Source organism: Shewanella sediminis HAW-EB3 (assembly GCF_000018025.1).
Classification (GTDB): Bacteria; Pseudomonadota; Gammaproteobacteria; order Enterobacterales; family Shewanellaceae; genus Shewanella; species Shewanella sediminis.
Genome location: NC_009831.1, coordinates 3,787,764 through 3,804,379, shown reverse-complemented (window position 1 = coordinate 3,804,379; position 16,616 = coordinate 3,787,764). Strand labels below are relative to the sequence as shown.

General features: G+C 49.1%; 10 protein-coding genes. 7 read left to right on the top strand and 3 right to left on the bottom strand.

Features of this window, described 5'->3' with window-relative positions; translation table 11 throughout:
- The first annotated feature begins 2 nt into the window (after nucleotides 1-2).
- The 3 genes from rnhB (at nucleotide 3) to tilS (ending at nucleotide 5,737) form a co-directional block, all read left to right on the top strand.
- Nucleotides 3-644: a ribonuclease HII gene (gene rnhB, locus SSED_RS16485; RefSeq protein ID WP_012143481.1), complete on the top strand. Its 642-nt coding sequence runs from the start codon at nucleotides 3-5 to the stop codon at nucleotides 642-644.
- Between the two features lie 133 nt (nucleotides 645-777).
- The gene (dnaE, locus tag SSED_RS16480; protein WP_012143480.1) at nucleotides 778-4,251 is read left to right on the top strand and encodes a DNA polymerase III subunit alpha; all 3,474 of its coding nucleotides are present in this window, start codon (nucleotides 778-780) and stop codon (nucleotides 4,249-4,251) included.
- 1 nt (nucleotide 4,252) lies between these two features.
- On the top strand, nucleotides 4,253-5,737 hold the full coding sequence (tilS, locus tag SSED_RS16475) for a tRNA lysidine(34) synthetase TilS (protein WP_012143479.1): 1,485 nt from the start codon (nucleotides 4,253-4,255) through the stop codon (nucleotides 5,735-5,737).
- On the opposite strand, the gene dgcS is transcribed toward tilS, so the two are convergent.
- A complete protein-coding gene (gene dgcS / locus SSED_RS16470) occupies nucleotides 5,718-6,599 on the bottom strand; it encodes a diguanylate cyclase DgcS (protein WP_012143478.1) in 882 nt (293 codons plus the stop codon). The genes tilS and dgcS overlap by 20 nt on opposite strands.
- Nucleotides 6,600-6,783: 184 nt before the next feature.
- Here dgcS and SSED_RS16465 point away from each other — a divergent pair, with 184 nt between their 5' ends.
- Nucleotides 6,784-8,733: a monovalent cation:proton antiporter family protein gene (locus tag SSED_RS16465; RefSeq protein WP_012143477.1), complete on the top strand. Its 1,950-nt coding sequence runs from the start codon at nucleotides 6,784-6,786 to the stop codon at nucleotides 8,731-8,733.
- A 16-nt stretch (nucleotides 8,734-8,749) separates the two neighbouring features.
- A complete protein-coding gene (locus tag SSED_RS16460; RefSeq protein WP_041422237.1) occupies nucleotides 8,750-9,457 on the top strand; it encodes an SGNH/GDSL hydrolase family protein in 708 nt (235 codons plus the stop codon).
- Nucleotides 9,458-9,543: 86 nt separating this feature from the next.
- Here SSED_RS16460 and SSED_RS16455 read toward each other — a convergent pair whose 3' ends face one another.
- A complete protein-coding gene (locus SSED_RS16455; RefSeq protein WP_012143475.1) occupies nucleotides 9,544-10,671 on the bottom strand; it encodes a patatin-like phospholipase family protein in 1,128 nt (375 codons plus the stop codon).
- A 431-nt stretch (nucleotides 10,672-11,102) separates the two neighbouring features.
- Between SSED_RS16455 and SSED_RS16450 the strand changes: the two genes are divergently transcribed.
- Entirely contained in the window at nucleotides 11,103-11,765 is a 663-nt protein-coding gene (locus SSED_RS16450; protein ID WP_012143474.1) for a response regulator, read from the top strand.
- Here the strand turns inward: SSED_RS16450 and SSED_RS16445 are convergent.
- Entirely contained in the window at nucleotides 11,726-15,211 is a 3,486-nt protein-coding gene (locus SSED_RS16445) for a hybrid sensor histidine kinase/response regulator (protein WP_012143473.1), read from the bottom strand. The genes SSED_RS16450 and SSED_RS16445 overlap by 40 nt on opposite strands.
- A 240-nt stretch (nucleotides 15,212-15,451) precedes the next feature.
- Between SSED_RS16445 and SSED_RS16440 the strand changes: the two genes are divergently transcribed.
- On the top strand, nucleotides 15,452-16,492 hold the full coding sequence (locus tag SSED_RS16440) for a DcaP family trimeric outer membrane transporter (protein ID WP_012143472.1): 1,041 nt from the start codon (nucleotides 15,452-15,454) through the stop codon (nucleotides 16,490-16,492).
- Nucleotides 16,493-16,616 lie beyond the last annotated feature (124 nt).

Sequence of the window (16,616 nt, the reverse complement as noted above, 5' to 3'; positions counted from 1 at the left end):
TTATGGCTGTATTCAAAGCTATCACTACCGAACAAGTTGAAATCTTAACTGCTGGACTCTATGCCGGGGTCGATGAAGTGGGCCGCGGCCCCTTGGTTGGTAATGTGGTTACCGCTGCGGTTATCTTGGATCCAACTAAGCCGATTACCGGCTTAAATGATTCAAAGAAACTCTCTGAAAAGAAGCGTGAAGCCTTGTTTACTGAGATCCACGAAAAAGCATTGGCTATCAGTATTGGCTACGCATCACCCGAAGAGATAGATGAGCTCAATATTTTACATGCGACCATGTTAGCCATGCAGCGAGCCGTTGCTGGTCTGGATATGGCACCGACAAGTGTTTTGGTGGATGGTAATCGTACTCCCGATTTTTCCCATGGGGAAGACACCGATAGGAATATTGAGAGTCATGCCATTATTAAAGGGGATGGGTTAGTTGCCGGTATCAGTGCCGCCTCTATCGTTGCCAAAGTGATCCGTGACAGAGAGATGGATCTACTCGATATGGAACACCCTCAGTATGGTTTTGCCAAGCATAAAGGGTATCCTACCAAGGCGCATTTCGAAGCATTAGCGTTACATGGCGTGTTGCCTGAACATAGAAAAAGCTTTCGTCCGGTCAAAGAGCGCCTCGCTAAAAATTAAGCGATTCTACAAATTGACTTTCTATATAACTGCAATTCATTTTTACTGTAACGAGTAAGCTAGCTTGGTGAGATTGACTCTGTTAATCTCACCTAAATCTGAGTTCTCCCCAATTTAAAAAGTAATAGGTACTATGTCTGATCCCCGTTTCGTGCATCTGCGTGTTCACAGTGACTTTTCTATGTCAGATGGTTTGGCGAAGGTTAAACCCATCATAGGGAAAGTAACAGAACTCGGCATGCCAGCTGTGGCACTGACCGATCAGACTAACCTGTGTGGCTTGGTCAAGTTCTATGGTGCCTGCCACGGAGCCGGGATCAAGCCGCTAATCGGCGCCGATTTTTGGGTCAAGGTGCCGGGATTTGATAAAGATCTGTGTTCTGTGACCGTTTTGGCTATGGATAACGATGGGTATTTGAACTTAACCTTACTTATCAGCGATGCCTATCTCAGAGGTCATATAGATGATAGAGCAGTCATAGACCATGGGTGGCTAGCTAAATACAGTAAAGGATTGATCTTGCTCTCCGGTGGCAGACTCGGGGATGTTGGGCGGGCACTGTTGAAAGGGAATCAGGCCCAAGTAGACTCATTAGTCGAGTTTTATCAGACACACTTTCCCGACCGATATTATCTGGAGTTATTGCGTACCGGTCGTCCCGATGAGGAGCGCTACCTGCATATGGCGGTAGAGCTTGCTACTGAGAAAGGTTTACCTGTCGTCGCCACTAATCAGGTGGTCTTTAATAGTCCTGATCTGTTCGAAGCTCATGAGATCCGTGTGGCTATCTCAGATGGTTTTACCCTGGCCGATCCTCGCCGTCCGAAGAAGTACAGCGCCGAGCAGTATTTCAAGAGCAGTGAGCAGATGTGTGAGTTGTTTGAAGACATTCCCGAAGCGATTGATAATACGGTTGAGATAGCTAAGCGCTGCAATGTTACCGTTCGGCTCGGCGAGTATTTCCTGCCTAACTTCCCTACAGGAGATCTGAGCATTGAAGACTTCCTGGTCGAAGTGTCTGAGAAGGGGCTCGAAGAGCGATTAGAGTTTCTCTTTCCCGACCCTGAGGTGAGGGCTGAGAAACGACCTGCGTATGATGAGCGTCTCGATGTCGAACTTAAGGTCGTTAACCAGATGGGGTTCCCCGGCTACTTCCTCATCGTGATGGAGTTTATTCAGTGGGGGAAAGATCAGGATATTCCTATCGGTCCGGGTCGTGGTTCCGGTGCCGGGTCCCTGGTTGCATATGCCCTCAAAATCACCGATCTCGATCCCTTGGAATATGAGCTGCTGTTCGAGCGATTCCTGAACCCGGAACGTGTTTCTATGCCGGATTTCGATATCGATTTCTGTATGGATAGGCGAGATGAGGTGATCGACCATGTGGCCGAACTCTACGGCCGAGATGCGGTATCTCAAATTATTACCTTCGGTACTATGGCCGCAAAAGCGGTTATTCGCGATGTAGGACGTGTCTTAGGTCACCCTTATGGTTTCGTTGACCGGATATCGAAAATGGTGCCAGCCGAGCCCGGAATGACTCTGGCGAAGGCGTTCGAGGTGGAACCTGCACTGCAGGAGTCATACGACGCCGATGAGGAGGTGAAAGACCTTATCGACATGTGCCGCACCTTAGAAGGTGTCACGCGTAACGCGGGTAAGCACGCCGGTGGTGTGGTGATCTCACCCACCACTATTACCGATTTTGCGCCAATTTATTGTGATGCCGAAGGTCTTAATCCGGTGACTCAGTTCGATAAGAACGACGTCGAGACCGCCGGTTTAGTTAAGTTCGACTTCTTGGGGCTGCGAACCCTGACGATTATCGATTGGGCGTTGCAGATGATCAATCCCAAACTGAAGAGGCTGGGCAAAGATCCTGTGCGTATCGAGTCGATTCCACTGGACGATCCTGCCAGCTTCAGGTTATTGCAGCGTTATGAGACGACGGCGGTATTCCAGCTTGAATCTCGTGGAATGAAAGACTTGATTAAGCGTCTTCAGCCGGATTGCTTCGAAGATATGATCGCACTGGTCGCCCTGTTCAGACCAGGACCGCTTCAATCGGGCATGGTAGATAACTTTATTGAGCGTAAGCATGGCCGTGAAGCCGTCTCTTATCCCGATGCTGAATATCAACATGAGTCGCTGCAATGGGTACTCGAGCCCACCTACGGCATTATCCTCTATCAAGAGCAGGTGATGCAGATTGCTCAGGTTCTCGCGGGATACTCACTGGGTGGGGCGGATATGCTTCGCCGTGCTATGGGTAAGAAAAAGCCCGAGGAGATGGCCAAGCAGCGTGGTACCTTCGAAGAGGGCGCGATTAATAATGGTATCGACGGTGAACTGTCGATGAAGATCTTCGATCTGGTGGAAAAATTCGCGGGTTACGGGTTTAACAAATCTCACTCTGCGGCTTATGCTTTGGTTTCCTACCAAACTCTCTGGCTGAAGACGCATTATCCGGCCGAATTTATGGCGGCGGTAATGTCTGCCGATATGGATAACACAGATAAGATCGTTATCTTAGTCGATGAGTGTGAGCGCATGGGCATGCCTCTGCTACCGCCTGATGTTAACAAGGGACTGCTAAAATTCAACGTCGATGATGAGGGGAAAATTGTCTACGGCATTGGCGCGATTAAAGGGGTGGGTGATGGGCCGGTAGAGTCAATTTTGTCGGCTCGAAAAGATGGTCCATTTAAAGACCTATTCGATTTTTGTGCTCGTGTGGATCTGAAAAAGCTCAATAAACGTATCATGGAAAAGCTGATCTGTGCCGGAGCCCTGGATAATCTGGGCCCTCACCGCGCCGCTATGCTAGCAACTTTACCCGAGGCGATTCGGGCGGCAGATCAAAATGCTAAGGCCGAAGCTATCGGTCAACATGATATGTTCGGTTTGCTCAATAGCGATCCTGAAGATGTGAAACAGCAATTTGTTGAATGTACCCCTTGGCCCGATAAGGTGTGGTTGGAAGGCGAGCGGGAGACATTAGGCCTGTATCTGACGGGCCACCCGATTAATCAGTACCTGAAAGAGTTAAAGCATTATACGTCGGGACGCCTTAAGGATGTGCATCCTACCGAGCGTGGCAAGACCATGAAGGCGGCGGGCTTAGTGGTTGCGACCCGTGTGATGATGACTAAACGTGGTTCTAAGATGGGGCTTGTGACGCTTGACGATAAGAGTGCTCGTTTAGAGGTGATGCTATTTACCGAGGCGTTCGAGAAGTTTAATCACCTGCTGGAGACCGACCGCATTTTAATCATCGAAGGTGAGGTGAGCTTCGACGATTTTTCCGGTGGGAACCGTATGACGGCCAGAAATATCATCGATATGGGTGAGGCCAGAAGCCATTTCGCCAAAGGTGTCGAGGTCGATATAGATGCAGAAGCTATCGATCTGCCCTGGTTGGAGACATTTAAAGAAGCCGTTGAGCCATGGAAAAATGGTGCCGTGCCCGTGGTCGTTAATTACGCGCAATCTCAAGCCAAGGCTCAGTTCAGGCTCGGTGAGAGTTGGCGGGTAAACCCGACCGATGAGTTGATGCTGGCGTTGGAGACCTTAACGGGGGCCGGTAAGGTGAGGATCCTTTTTTAAGATGAGTGATCGTACCCCTGTCCCGGAATTTGATGCCAGCAGTTTAATTGCCGACTGTGTCGCTAAGGCGTCTGTCGGTTCCGGCTCTCAGTTAGTGCTCGCTTACAGTGGCGGGGTCGATTCAGAGGTGTTGGCGCAAGGATTAGCCAGCTTTGCCAGGCACAACCCCCAATATCGTTATCTCTTGGTGCATGTTCATCATGGGTTGAGCTCAAATGCCGATGCTTGGGTTCGTCATTGTCAGTCACAGGCTGCTAAATATCAGTTACCTATCGAAATCAGACAGGTAAAGGTAAAAATGGGGCCCAGGCTCAGTATTGAGGCTCAGGCCCGTAGTGCCCGCTACGAGGCGATAACTTCCTTGATGGCACCGGGTGATGCCCTGTTAACCGCCCATCATTTAGATGATCAATTAGAGACCGTTTTGCTTGCACTCAAACGAGGACTGGGCCCTAAAGGCTTGTCGGCCATGGGCGAGGTGCAGGCATTCGATAACAACAAACAACTGCTCAGGCCGCTATTGTCTATTAGTCGCGAACAGATCGAGTCGTTGGCAACCAGTCAGGCGATCGCTCATATTGAAGATGAGAGTAATCAAGACACTAAGTATGACCGGAATTTTTTGCGTCTGGAGATCATCCCCAAGCTTAAGGCTCGCTGGAGTTCGATTGCCGTGACGGCGAGTCGAAGTGCCGCCTTATGTGCTCAGCAGCAAGCTGTTATCGATGAGGAGGTGAGTAAACGCTTACCTTCATATATTGTGCCAGTCAGCCAGGGAAATGGCACAGCTCTGGAACTCTCAGACTTAAGAGAACAAGGGGTTAATTGGCAGCTCTTGCTTCTCAGGGGCTATATCGAATATCTCGGCTTTGCGCCATTATCGCAAGTTCAACTGGAACAGGTGCTATATCAGTTACTCGATGCCAGAGTCGATGCTAAGGTCGAGCTCAGATTAGGTGATACCCTTGTCAGGCGCTTCAGGGGACGGGCTTATCTCTCCTCTGTTGAAGCTGAGCATGCTGAGCGAATAAACGCGCCGATACTCGAGTGGGATTTAACCCCCTTGCTATCACCCGATTGCGATGGGGCTGGGGGTGTCGTTCAAATAGAGAGTAGTGAAGCTGAGCTGCGCTTGTCAGTTTCAGAAATAAAATCGCTACAGGTTCGCATGTTATCTCAACTCGACAGGGTGCGTTTACCCAATGCTGATGAGAGGGTGACCGTTCGTTTCGCTATTGCGGGTAGTACGCGATGCTCTCCCCATAACAGGCAGAAGGGACGTGAGCTTAAGAAGTTATGGCAGGAGTCTGGCATTCCTCCTTGGGAGCGAGAGAAGGTGCCGTTTATCTTTTACAATAATGTGTTGGTCTGCGCCGTCGGTTATTGGATTGAGAAGGCGTTTGTGTGTCGGGATGCGAGTGCTGGTTTGAACTTTAAAATCGTAACTCGTAACTCAAGTTTCCCTTTTACTCACCATCAACCCTGAAACATTGTCGTCCGGCCGCCTTGGCTCTATATAGCGCCCTGTCGGCTCGTTCATACAGTGCCGATGGGACCTCACCGTTTATCCATTGAGAGACACCTAAACTGGTTTGGATCTCATGTTTTTCAAACAAAGGTAGCGATGACATAGAGGATAATATCCGTTCACATAAGATGCTGGCGGCCTGTTTGTCCCCGCGCACGACGACGACAAACTCATCCCCACCGATGCGAAATGCCTGATCGGTATTTCGGATAGCGCCGGTTAATAGTTGGCCAAATTCAGATAGCACGTTATCGCCAAATTGGTGGCCATAACGGTCGTTAAGCTTCTTGAAATTATCTAAATCAAGCACGATTAATGAGAGATCGTTACTATAGCGCTTGGCCGTTGCAATCGCTTTCTTCAGGCTCTCCATATAATAGTGACGATTACCTAGCTTGGTGAGAGAGTCGTACATGGCCTGCTGAGACATCTCATGGAACTGGGTTGCATTAAACAGTGGCAAGAGCACCAGAGTCTGCAGTAACTGTAATCGCTGTGCTTGTGACGGCGTTAACGGAGACTTCAAGCTGTATTGAAGAGTTGCCGCCTCACCGGAGCATTCCAGCTGTTGCTTAATAACTAGCCCATGAGGCCTTCCCCAACTAAACTGATAATGTTTGTAGTGGAGCTTTACACCATGCATAGGCAAATGTTGTCCCATGACTTTGCCGAAACAGGCAAAAACTGTCCTGGGATCTAAACTTTCGTGTAGTTGCTGAATAATTTCCACTAAATCGAGTTCAGTATTATCAACACCGTACAATTCAGGTTGATACTGATACTCTTCGGGATAAAACTCTGTCGCTAGGCCAAAGTCCATAATTAGTACTCCATCAATGCCAGTCTTGTTGAGGTTAAGAAACCTCTCAATTGAATGTTTACTAGCAATTAGTATGCCTAATATTTTGTTAATTAAATTTGTCTTTATTTGTCATTGAGTTAATCTTTCTGTAGTCAGTACTAAAAATGATGTGTCAGTTATTTGACTTGGAGCCAAAATTTAAATGGAACACAGTTTTCTTATTCAAATTCTTCTGATGCTTGTGGTGGCAATTATCTCGATTGCGCTGCTGAGACGGGCAGGATTGCCTGCTATCTTGGCCTACCTCCTCACGGGCGTTATCAGTGGTCCCTCTGGTTTCAACTGGTTTAGTCAACATCAGATGCAATCTGTTGCCGAGCTCGGCGTCGTGTTACTCATGTTCAGTTTAGGTCTGGAGTTTTCGCTTCCCAGATTATGGGCGATGAGACGCACCGTATTTGGTCTGGGTAGCGCCCAAGTTGTCGTGACAACGGTACTGGCCACCGGTATCTCATTTTTGGGGGGACTAACCTTAGTTGAATCTGTCGTGGTCGGCTCGGCCATCGCACTCTCTTCCACGGCTATCGTGCTTAAGTTACTTAATGAGCAAGGCTGGTTAAGGCGACGTCACGGTGAGCTTTCTGTCAGTGTCCTGTTATTTCAAGATCTTGCCGTTGTCCCGCTATTGATCCTATTGCCACTTCTGGCCTCTGGGGGAGAGGTGTTGTCGGCGAAAACCATAGCTTATGCCATGGTTGAAGGTGTCCTGGCCTTCGTTGCCTTGATGGCTTTCGGTAAGTGGGGCCTGCCGAGATTATTTGATGAAGTTGCCCGCTCACGCTCCAATGAGCTATTTATGCTCTCGACCCTGGTGGTTGCGTTGTTAACCGGAGCCTTGACTCAATGGCTGGGTTTGTCCATGGCGCTCGGTGCCTTTATGGCAGGTATGTTGCTGGGAGAAAGCCAGTATAAGCGGCAGCTTGAGGCGGATATCAGACCATTTCGTGATCTACTGATGGGGTTGTTTTTTATCTCAATTGGTATGTTGCTCGACTTCACGCTCGTTTTTCAGTTCTGGTGGCAGATCTTAATCTTGCTGGTGGCCGTGATTTTCGGCAAAGCCTTAGTGATTTTCGCTTTGTTAAGAGCCGCCCGTGAATCATTCCGAACCTCAATGTCGACGGCCTTGAGTCTGGCTCAGGTGGGGGAATTTAGTTTCGTGGTGTTGGCATTGGCGGTTAATTATCGACTTCTCGATATCGCCCTAAGCACTAAATTGGTTATGGTGGCGGTGCTGTCAATGGCGGTAGCTCCCTGGTTGGTGAGGCACAGCGTCGATGTCGCTCGTTACCTGCAGGGGGTTAGACCTAAAGCCGAGAAGCCGCCAGCCATTGAGCCGAATATAGAGCATGAAAACGATCTGGTATTAATCCTGGGCTATGGCCGCGTCGGGCAAACTATCGCCCGGTTCATGAAAACGGAAGCGGTACCATTCTTGGTACTTGATCTGGATCCCACCCGCGTATCTGAGGCGAGAAAAGCGGGGGAACCGGTTTATTTTGGCGATGTCTGTAATCGCAGCATTCTTAAACAGGCCAAAATCCGGGAGGCGAAGCTGATTGTATTGACCTTTAGTAATGGTCGAATCCTCGAGGAGGTGTTGCCCCTGTGTCGTCAACTGGCCCCGGATTCAAAAATATTGGTCAGAACCCGTGACGATACCGGGATGGAAGAGCTGGAGGCTGCGGGAGCCAGCCAGGTTATCCCCGAGACGCTTGAGGGCAGTTTAATGCTCGTTTCTCAGGTGCTGTATCAGTGCGGCGTTCCGCTGACCAGAATTTTAAAACGACTGGAATATGAGAGACGTAACCATTATCAGTATCTCCATGGTTTCTTTTCAGGAGCCGAGACCGACTTCACTCTTGAGCACCTGCACGCCGTTGCGCTGCCCAAGGGAGCAAACGCCGTAGGCTTGACCTTGGCCGACATTCCCTGGGAGAAACTTAGGGTCGAGCTCCGGGCCGTGAGGCGTTCAGGCTCAGAGGTTGAAAGCCCGGAGTTAGATTGGAAAATTCGTCCGGGTGATACCTTGATCATTCTCGGTAAACCGCGCCGAATAGAGAAGGCTGAGCATTTCTTGTTGCAAGGCTAGGGACTGAGGAATGGGCATGTTGCACAATGTCATCTTAATCTTGCTCGCCCCCCTGTTGGTATTACAGGGGCGATATGTTCGTCGGGTCACCCCAAAGCTACCGGAAGCCGCCGGTGGCCGCGGCGGTACTCTTGGTGAGGGGAGGCGACTTAGGGTGCTCGTGGTGGGCGATTCGGCTGCAGCCGGTGTCGGTGTCGATACTCAATCTCAAGCCTTGTCCGGCTGTCTGACGCGTGAGCTGGCCAGACAGTATCGGGTCGACTGGCTGCTTGTCGCTCAGTCCGGCAATAAAACTGAGGATCTTATCCATACGTTGAAGCAGTTGGACCCCAGCGAGTTTGATGTGGTGTTAATCTCTTTAGGGGTCAACGATGTGCTCAGTCCGTTATCGGTGAGCCGTTGGATAGAGCAACAAGAGAGTTTGATTGAGCTGCTAAAGACGCAATTTGCCGTGAAACACATTTTACTCACCCGCGTTCCCCCGATGAATCAGTTTCCGGCCCTGCCGCAGCCATTGAGATGGTGCTTGGGACAAAGGGCTAAGGCATTCAATACCCGTCTCGCTAAGCTAAGCCTGGGTGATGATGACTGCGAGCTGGTTAATATTGAACAGGCCTTAGAACGTCAGGATATGGCGGTGGATGGTTTTCATCCCGGTAGCAGGATATATCGGGTGTGGGGGGAGAACGCTGCGGGTTTGATCGTCCGGCGCGCCGAACTATAGCGCTGAACAGTTTTTGAGATCAGTTGCTGCTATCGGTTCACTACTGCAATCCATCGAGCTATCTATTCCAAACTAGCTATTCTGAACTAATTATCTATCTCAAAAAAGTCCCGGATCTCATCGATCTGACACATGGCATCCTGATAACCTAAATCGATAAGTGCACTGCAGTAAGCCTTTTCGAACAGCAGGTAAGAGACGATACTCGAATCGGTCTGTTGCTTAATCCCCAGGGGTCTCAGCATAGACTTAACCGCAAAGGGCATCTCATGATAATACTGGGATGCCAATTGACTGAGATCCTCACTGGGTTTAATCACTAAGGTTTCAATATTAGTCAGCGGGAGCTTCTCACAATCCTCTTTTGGGATGAGGGAGAGGGTGTTGTTGACCCGCTCGAGCCGCTCGAGATCGCTGTTAAGCGTATCTGAAAAGATGGTATCGAGTAGGTGGCCCGTAATCGTCGCGGTCTTGGGGTGATGCTCTAACTCTTGGGGCATCTGTTTATGAGGGCTCTCCAGATTGATCACCATGATTTTTTTTGCCCCTAAGTGAATAGGGCTGCTCAAGGGCGCGAGCTGGTGCACCGATCCATCTCCGTAATAACCCTGATTGAGCTTAATCGAAGGAAATATGAGTGGGATGGCACTGCTTGCCAGCAGATGCTCTGTATTAAGCTGGGTCCTCTCTCCTCTTCGTCTATCCCTGTGCCACTCCTTGATATCCCGGCTGGCTTGAAAAAAGGTGATCGATCGTGAGGTGTTATAGCAGGAAGTATCTATGCTCAGGGCATTAAGTGCACCGCTGGCAATATTTCTGTCTATTCGAATAAAATTGATCAGCTGATTGAGCTGCACTCGCAAGGGTTCGCTATTAAACAGGCTGCCCGCATTGGTGTTGACCCTATCTTCCTGAATACTCATCAGTAGCATCTTGCTTAAATGGGCCAAAATACCGGCCGCCGAGGAGCTGTAAACTTTACTTGTATGGAAGTTGCGCCATACCCATTCCAGTTTTCGAACGCCGAGGTGAAAGCAGGAAGCATGGGTCGCAATCGAGGTCCCGTTGATGGCCCCGGCTGACGTACCACAGATGATTTTAAATGGGATCCCATGATTTCTGGGGTAGAACTGTACTATAGCTTTAAGCACACCGACCTGATATGCCGCACGCGCACCACCACCGCCAAGAACTAATGCTGTTTTATCAGGCAAAGTAATCTCCTAATAGTCAATGCGTTGTGTTGAAAAACCGTTATGTTGAAAACTGTTATGTCGAAAACGTAGGAACCTCAATCCAGAATATGTGAGACTTTGTTAATGTACAAGTGGTTGTGGGAAATTTAATCAACTTCCAGGTAGTTGGATGCCTAACAACCACCTCTTCGAAGCCGTTATCGACGAGTCTTTTGACCCTAAATGGGTAGTAACGCCGACAAAACAGACCTGATTAGATATTCAGGACTAGTTAATAAGTCTATATCTCAGGCCTTTAACTTACTTTTATTTATCATCTTGGCTTACTTAAGTTGTTATAACAAAAGCCGTTTGTTTTTCTTTTTGCGAATATAACAACCCGTTGAGCCCGGTTGTTATTCTCAGGCGTTCCGTTAGACTGAATATCGCTCATTAACGAGGAGTTAACAATGTTACAGCCACTTAAAATAATAATAGCTGATGACCACCCACTGTTTCGCCAAGCCTTAATCAATATATTAGCGCCTAATTTCGATGATGTGATCCTCTTTGAGGCTGAAACCATTGTGGAGTTAGACACGTTATTATCCGAGCATGATGATGCGGATCTATTGTTACTCGATTTGAATATTCCTAAAGCCCATGGATTTAATACCTTGATCAGCATCCGAAACTGTTTTCCTCAGATGGGGGTGATCGTGATCTCGGGTCAGGAAGATAAAGTCACCGTGTCCAAGAGCATGTCTTTTGGCGCCGCAGGATTCATTCCCAAGTCGACAACGGCAGCGATGATGTTAGAGGCGATACAGAGCGTACTCGCCGGTAAGCAGTGGCTACCCGAAGGGTGCAGCAACTTCGATGCGGTAGAAGCCGATAGCATGAGCAGTAAGATCATGAGCCTCTCACCGCGTCAACATCGAATTTTAATGATGTTTGCCGATGGAATGTTAAATAAACAGATTGCTTACGATCTCGGGCTATCGGAAGCCACTATCAAGGCTCACGCCAGCGCGATATTCTTAAAGTTAGGGGTTCACACCCGTACTCAGGCGGTGATAGCCATGAGTCAACTTCAGCTGGATAAAGCCACTTTCTCGCTCGAAGCACAGTAGTTTTTGCGTAAGCTTTGAGCCAGTGTCGCACTCATTAATGCCCTCAATGCTATAGGCTTAATGATTTTGCGTAGGTAGCCATAACCCATAGCCTTCGTTTGCTGAACCACGGCCTCATCTATGGTTGCCGTGATCAAAATACCGGGCAGGGGCAGATCAGATAACCCTTGTAGCTCTGCCATCAGGGCGAGTCCATCCAGACTGTCATCGAGCTGATAGTCCACTAACATGATATCTATCTCACTGGCGTGCTTTTCAAATTTCCGCTTGGCCTGTTGCACTGAGTTTGCGCCGTAGACCTTACATTTCCAGCCACTGAGTAGCTCCGTCATGCCGGCGAGCACATTGGGGTCATTGTCGATACACAGCACATTGACGCCATGCAGAGTTAAGATGTCGGCTTCACTCTTCTCTATCTGCGCGGCAATCGGCGTGGCGATATCTAAGGTGAGACTAAAGATACTGCCTTGACCGAGACGAGAAGAGAGAGTCAGCTGCTGCTTTAATAGTGAGGTCAGTCCCTGAGCGATATTGAGGCCCAGACCCAGCCCGTTGACCCCCTGATGACCGGAGGGCTGCAGGCGGGTAAATTGTTCAAATATCACCGCTTGCTTATCAAGGGGGATCCCCGGTCCATTATCTACGACTTGAATCTTGAGTTTACTGCCATGTCGGCGGCAGCCCAGAAGAATTTTCCCCTCCCCGGCATACCTGAAAGCATTACTTATCAGATTTTGCAAAATTCGCCTTAACATCACCTTGTCGCTTGTGACCCAGAGCCTGGTATCGATATGACGGAACTCCACGTTAGCGCTCGCGGAAATTGCGGTGTATTCATCGACGATGGAGTCTAAAACCTCCTGAAGTGGAAAGCGCTCAATTTCAGGAACCAGGGTACCACTTTCGATGCGAGAAATTTCATTGAGATCCAGCAGTAACTCATTGGCCACTTTAAGGGAGTTATCGATGTAACCTATCTGCTGTTTCTGTTTTTCTGATAGCTGACTGCTCTGTACGAAGGCAGAGGAGAAGAGACGGGCCGCAGACAGAGGTTGCAACAGGTCGTGGCTGCAGGCCTTCAAATATTGACTCTTTTTCTGGTGGGCCTGCTCCACTTTTTGAATCGCATCGGCAAGCTCGGCATTGGTTTGTTCCAAGGTAAGGTTCGCCTTTTCCAGCTTCCTGGTGCGTTCATAGACCCGGGCTTCGAGATCCAGATTTTTCTCTTTCAGTAACTTTTCGGCTTCCCGGTACATGGTAATATCCGAGAATATCATCACAAAGCCGCCATCGGGAATGGGGTTGCCCTCGATACGAATAGTCTTGCCATCACCCTGGATCCGCTCGGTGCTATGGCGGCTACCTTGACGTAAAAACGTCAGTCGTCGTTCGACTTTCTGTTCGATATTCTTATTGAACTTGCCCCCATGACTCAGGTTGTATTGGATGAGCTGCTTCACCGGACAGCCGATATAGATGAGGTCATCCGGATAGTCGAACAGCTCCAGATAATGCTTATTCCAGGCAACCAATTTAAGATCGCTATCTATTACCGATATGCCTTCGCTGGCGTTTTCGATGGCGCTGTGAAGTACCGAGCGGCTGAACTCCATTCTATGGCTGGAGGCATCTTCGACAAGCTGTGCCACTTCGTTGATGGCGATATCTCGTCCATTGAGCGCACAGGAGATCACCAGACGGGCAGAAGCCGAGCCCATCACACTCGCCAGCATGTTTTCGGTATAAAAAATCAGTGCCTGATTATGACTGTTCCTGTCCGAGAGGAGTGATTCGTGCTGGCTGAAAAAATCCCTGAATCCCTGCTCGGCTCGCTCTTCACCCACAAAACGAGCGACCAGCAATTCGAGATCTTTAGGTTTTATATTTTTTTGGACCCCGGAGGGCAAATTATCGATATCCGGCCTCTGAATAAAGTGCTCGTTCTGCATCTGCTCATGCACGCTTTGGCGTGTGAGCAGTGAAACCAGCCACAGCATAAGGATGTTGACGAGTAGGCCTATCAGGGTTGCCATGGTCGTCATCGAATATTCGCTGCCGGCCAGTGGATGAGGGTAAAAGCCCAGCTGAGGGAGCATATTGAGTACAAGCCAGAGGCTGAAGCCACTGGAGATCCCTAAGATAGCGCCGACCAGCGTCACCCTTCGCCACAAAAAGGCGGCAAACAGGGTCGGTCCTATCTGGGCTATGGCACCAAATGCGACTTCTCCTAAGGAGGCAAGCGTGTCTGGTGGTGCCAGTAAAAACATGCCGTAACTTAAGAAGATGACAAGCAACACCAGCGCCTTACGTATACTCAACAGGTGCGAGCGAAAGCGGTGAAAGTTGGTACTTTGAATATTGCTGAATTTGAACAGGGTGGGGAACACCACTTCATTACTTAGCATGGTACTCAAGGCGATTGTGGAGATGATGACCATGGAGCTTGCCGCAGAGATAGCGCCCAGAAAGCTGAATAACCCCAGCCAGGCCTGACCATTGAAGGCCGGCAAAAACAGCACATAGGCATCACTCTTGAGTGAATCGCCATAGAGCAGGTTACCGGCCTGTCCCAGTGGGGTGGCAAAAAATGCGAATACTAAAATGTATATCGGGAAGGTCCATCTACTCCATATGGCATGTTTCTGCTCTTTCAATTCGACGATGAGTACCTGGAATTGCCGGGGCAGACAGAGAAATGCGGAGAGGACGATAAAGAGCAAGCCAAACATTGAGACCAGGTTCGGGTAATTAAACTCGGTTGATGCGGGTAAGCTCTCATTTGCTAAGTTCCAAATTTGCAGCGGAGAGTCGAACAGAAAAAATGAGACAAATATGCCGACAGTCAGGTAGGCGACAAGCTTGACGAAGGACTCGAAGGCGATCGCTAACATCATACCCGGGTGACGCTCGGTGACGTCGATGGCCCTAACCCCGAAGATGATGGTAAAACCTGCCAAAATAATACTCACCACGCCGCCTATCTGCCATGAAGACATGAGATGATCTTGCCGCAAGATCTCGTAGGAGTTAACGATGGCTTTCAGCTGCAGGGCAATATAGGGCAAGGTGCCAAACAGGGCGACCAGGGTCACGATGAAGGCCAGCAGTTGTGATTTTCCAAACCGGGCCGCGAGCAGATCGGCGATAGAGGTGATATTGAGTTTAAGGCTGACGCGGATCAGCCTCTGAATAAATGGCCAGGCAAAAATAAACAGCAGTATAGGGGCAATGTATACCGGCAGGTATGAAAATGAGTTACTCGCCGCCTGTCCGGCGGTCCCTAAAAACCCCCACGAGGTGCAATAGACTCCCAGAGAAAGCGCGTAGATAACCGTGTGTTGTCGATTGACCAGTCTGTCTCGGTATCTGTCACCGAGGAAAGCCATCAGAAAGAGTAAGCCGATATAGCTGATACTGATGGTGACTAACAGCCAGTTGGGAAACATACGCTTTAATGAGCCTTATTATGAGTTTCTGTCCATCGATACGAAGTCAAAAAACCTGTTTGTTATAAAATTTAACATATCATATTTCAACGGCTATTTATCGCTAATTAATATCGACTTAAGTATTAACCCCTTTGTCTTGCGACTTCCGTATTAAGACTGCTGCACTAATACCTATTCCCAATTGAGTCAATGCCGGGATTTCTTCATCTTGGCTGCAGACATTAAAGGGGATAGAAGATGCTAATTTCTAAAATTAAAAAAATTGCGATAGCGGGTTCCATGTGTGTTTGCGCAAGCTCTGCCTTGGCGGGATACGACTTCGAAGTGGGTGAAGATGGCAAGATTAGCTTCGGTGGTTACATCAAGGTTGATGCACGTTATGTCAGCGGTGATGTCGCCTATCGGGATTTTTGGATAGGTACGGGTACACCGCTGTCTGAGGACGCGTCGCAGTTCAGAATCTTTGCCAATGAGTCGCGATTCAATACTAAATATGTTCATGGGGATGTGACCGGCTTTATCGAGATGGATTTTCTCGGAGGCGGCGGTAACCAGGTGGTCTCGAACTCAGCCAACCCCCGTATTCGCCACGCTTTCATCAAATACAAAGGGATCACCGCAGGACAGACCTGGACCACCTTCATGAATACCAGTGCCATTCCTGAGAGCGCCGACTTTGCCGGCGCAACGGTAGGTTTGGCCTTCATTCGTCAGGGGCAGGTGCGTTTCGATGCAGGCAATTTCCAAGTCTCTATCGAAAACCCGGAGAGTGTCGGCGGCGATACCGCCAACGATGATCTGCCCGATGTTGTCGCCCGTTATAACCTAAAAGGTGATTGGGGCAACGTGTCGTTATCGGCACTGGGCCGTAGCCTCAATACGACAATGGGTAATACAGAAACGGCTTTAGGTGGATCGATAGCCGGACGTATTAAGACCTTTGGTAAAGATGATTTCAGATTTCAGCTCCATCTGGGCGAAGTGGGCCGTTATGTCGGCGTAGGTACCGCCTCAGATCTTATCGGAGAGGAGGTTGAAAGTACCACTTCTTACCTTGCCGCATACCGTCACTACTGGACAGATACTCTAAGAAGTACCGTCTTGTATGGCCGTGTTGAAACCGATATCGCCGATGCAGAGCGCACTCAATGGAGTGTCAACCTGTTCCAAAACCTGACTCCCCAACTTGCCGTCGGATTCGAAGTCGGCAACTTTGAAATGGGCGATAAGAATGTTGACTCTGATTATGCGCAGCTATCGATGAGATACGCACTCTAAACGCTCCATTTAGGGGTGGGGCAACCCACCTCTCTTTTTTTTAGATACATCGTTTTAAAAATGACTAGCGCAATTGCGAACGGGCTGACAAGAGTTAATTCATGTTTCTCATGCAATACGCGGC

Coding starts and splice junctions, on each gene's coding strand:
- tilS (WP_012143479.1), top strand. CDS start 4,253: ATGAGTGATCGTACCCCTGTCCCGGAATTTGATGCCAGCAGTTTAATT.
- SSED_RS16450 (WP_012143474.1), top strand. CDS start 11,103: ATGTTACAGCCACTTAAAATAATAATAGCTGATGACCACCCACTGTTT.
- SSED_RS16460 (WP_041422237.1), top strand. CDS start 8,750: ATGTTGCACAATGTCATCTTAATCTTGCTCGCCCCCCTGTTGGTATTA.
- SSED_RS16440 (WP_012143472.1), top strand. CDS start 15,452: ATGCTAATTTCTAAAATTAAAAAAATTGCGATAGCGGGTTCCATGTGT.
- dnaE (WP_012143480.1), top strand. CDS start 778: ATGTCTGATCCCCGTTTCGTGCATCTGCGTGTTCACAGTGACTTTTCT.
- rnhB (WP_012143481.1), top strand. CDS start 3: ATGGCTGTATTCAAAGCTATCACTACCGAACAAGTTGAAATCTTAACT.
- SSED_RS16465 (WP_012143477.1), top strand. CDS start 6,784: ATGGAACACAGTTTTCTTATTCAAATTCTTCTGATGCTTGTGGTGGCA.
- SSED_RS16445 (WP_012143473.1), bottom strand. CDS start 15,211: ATGTTTCCCAACTGGCTGTTAGTCACCATCAGTATCAGCTATATCGGC.
- dgcS (WP_012143478.1), bottom strand. CDS start 6,599: ATGGACTTTGGCCTAGCGACAGAGTTTTATCCCGAAGAGTATCAGTAT.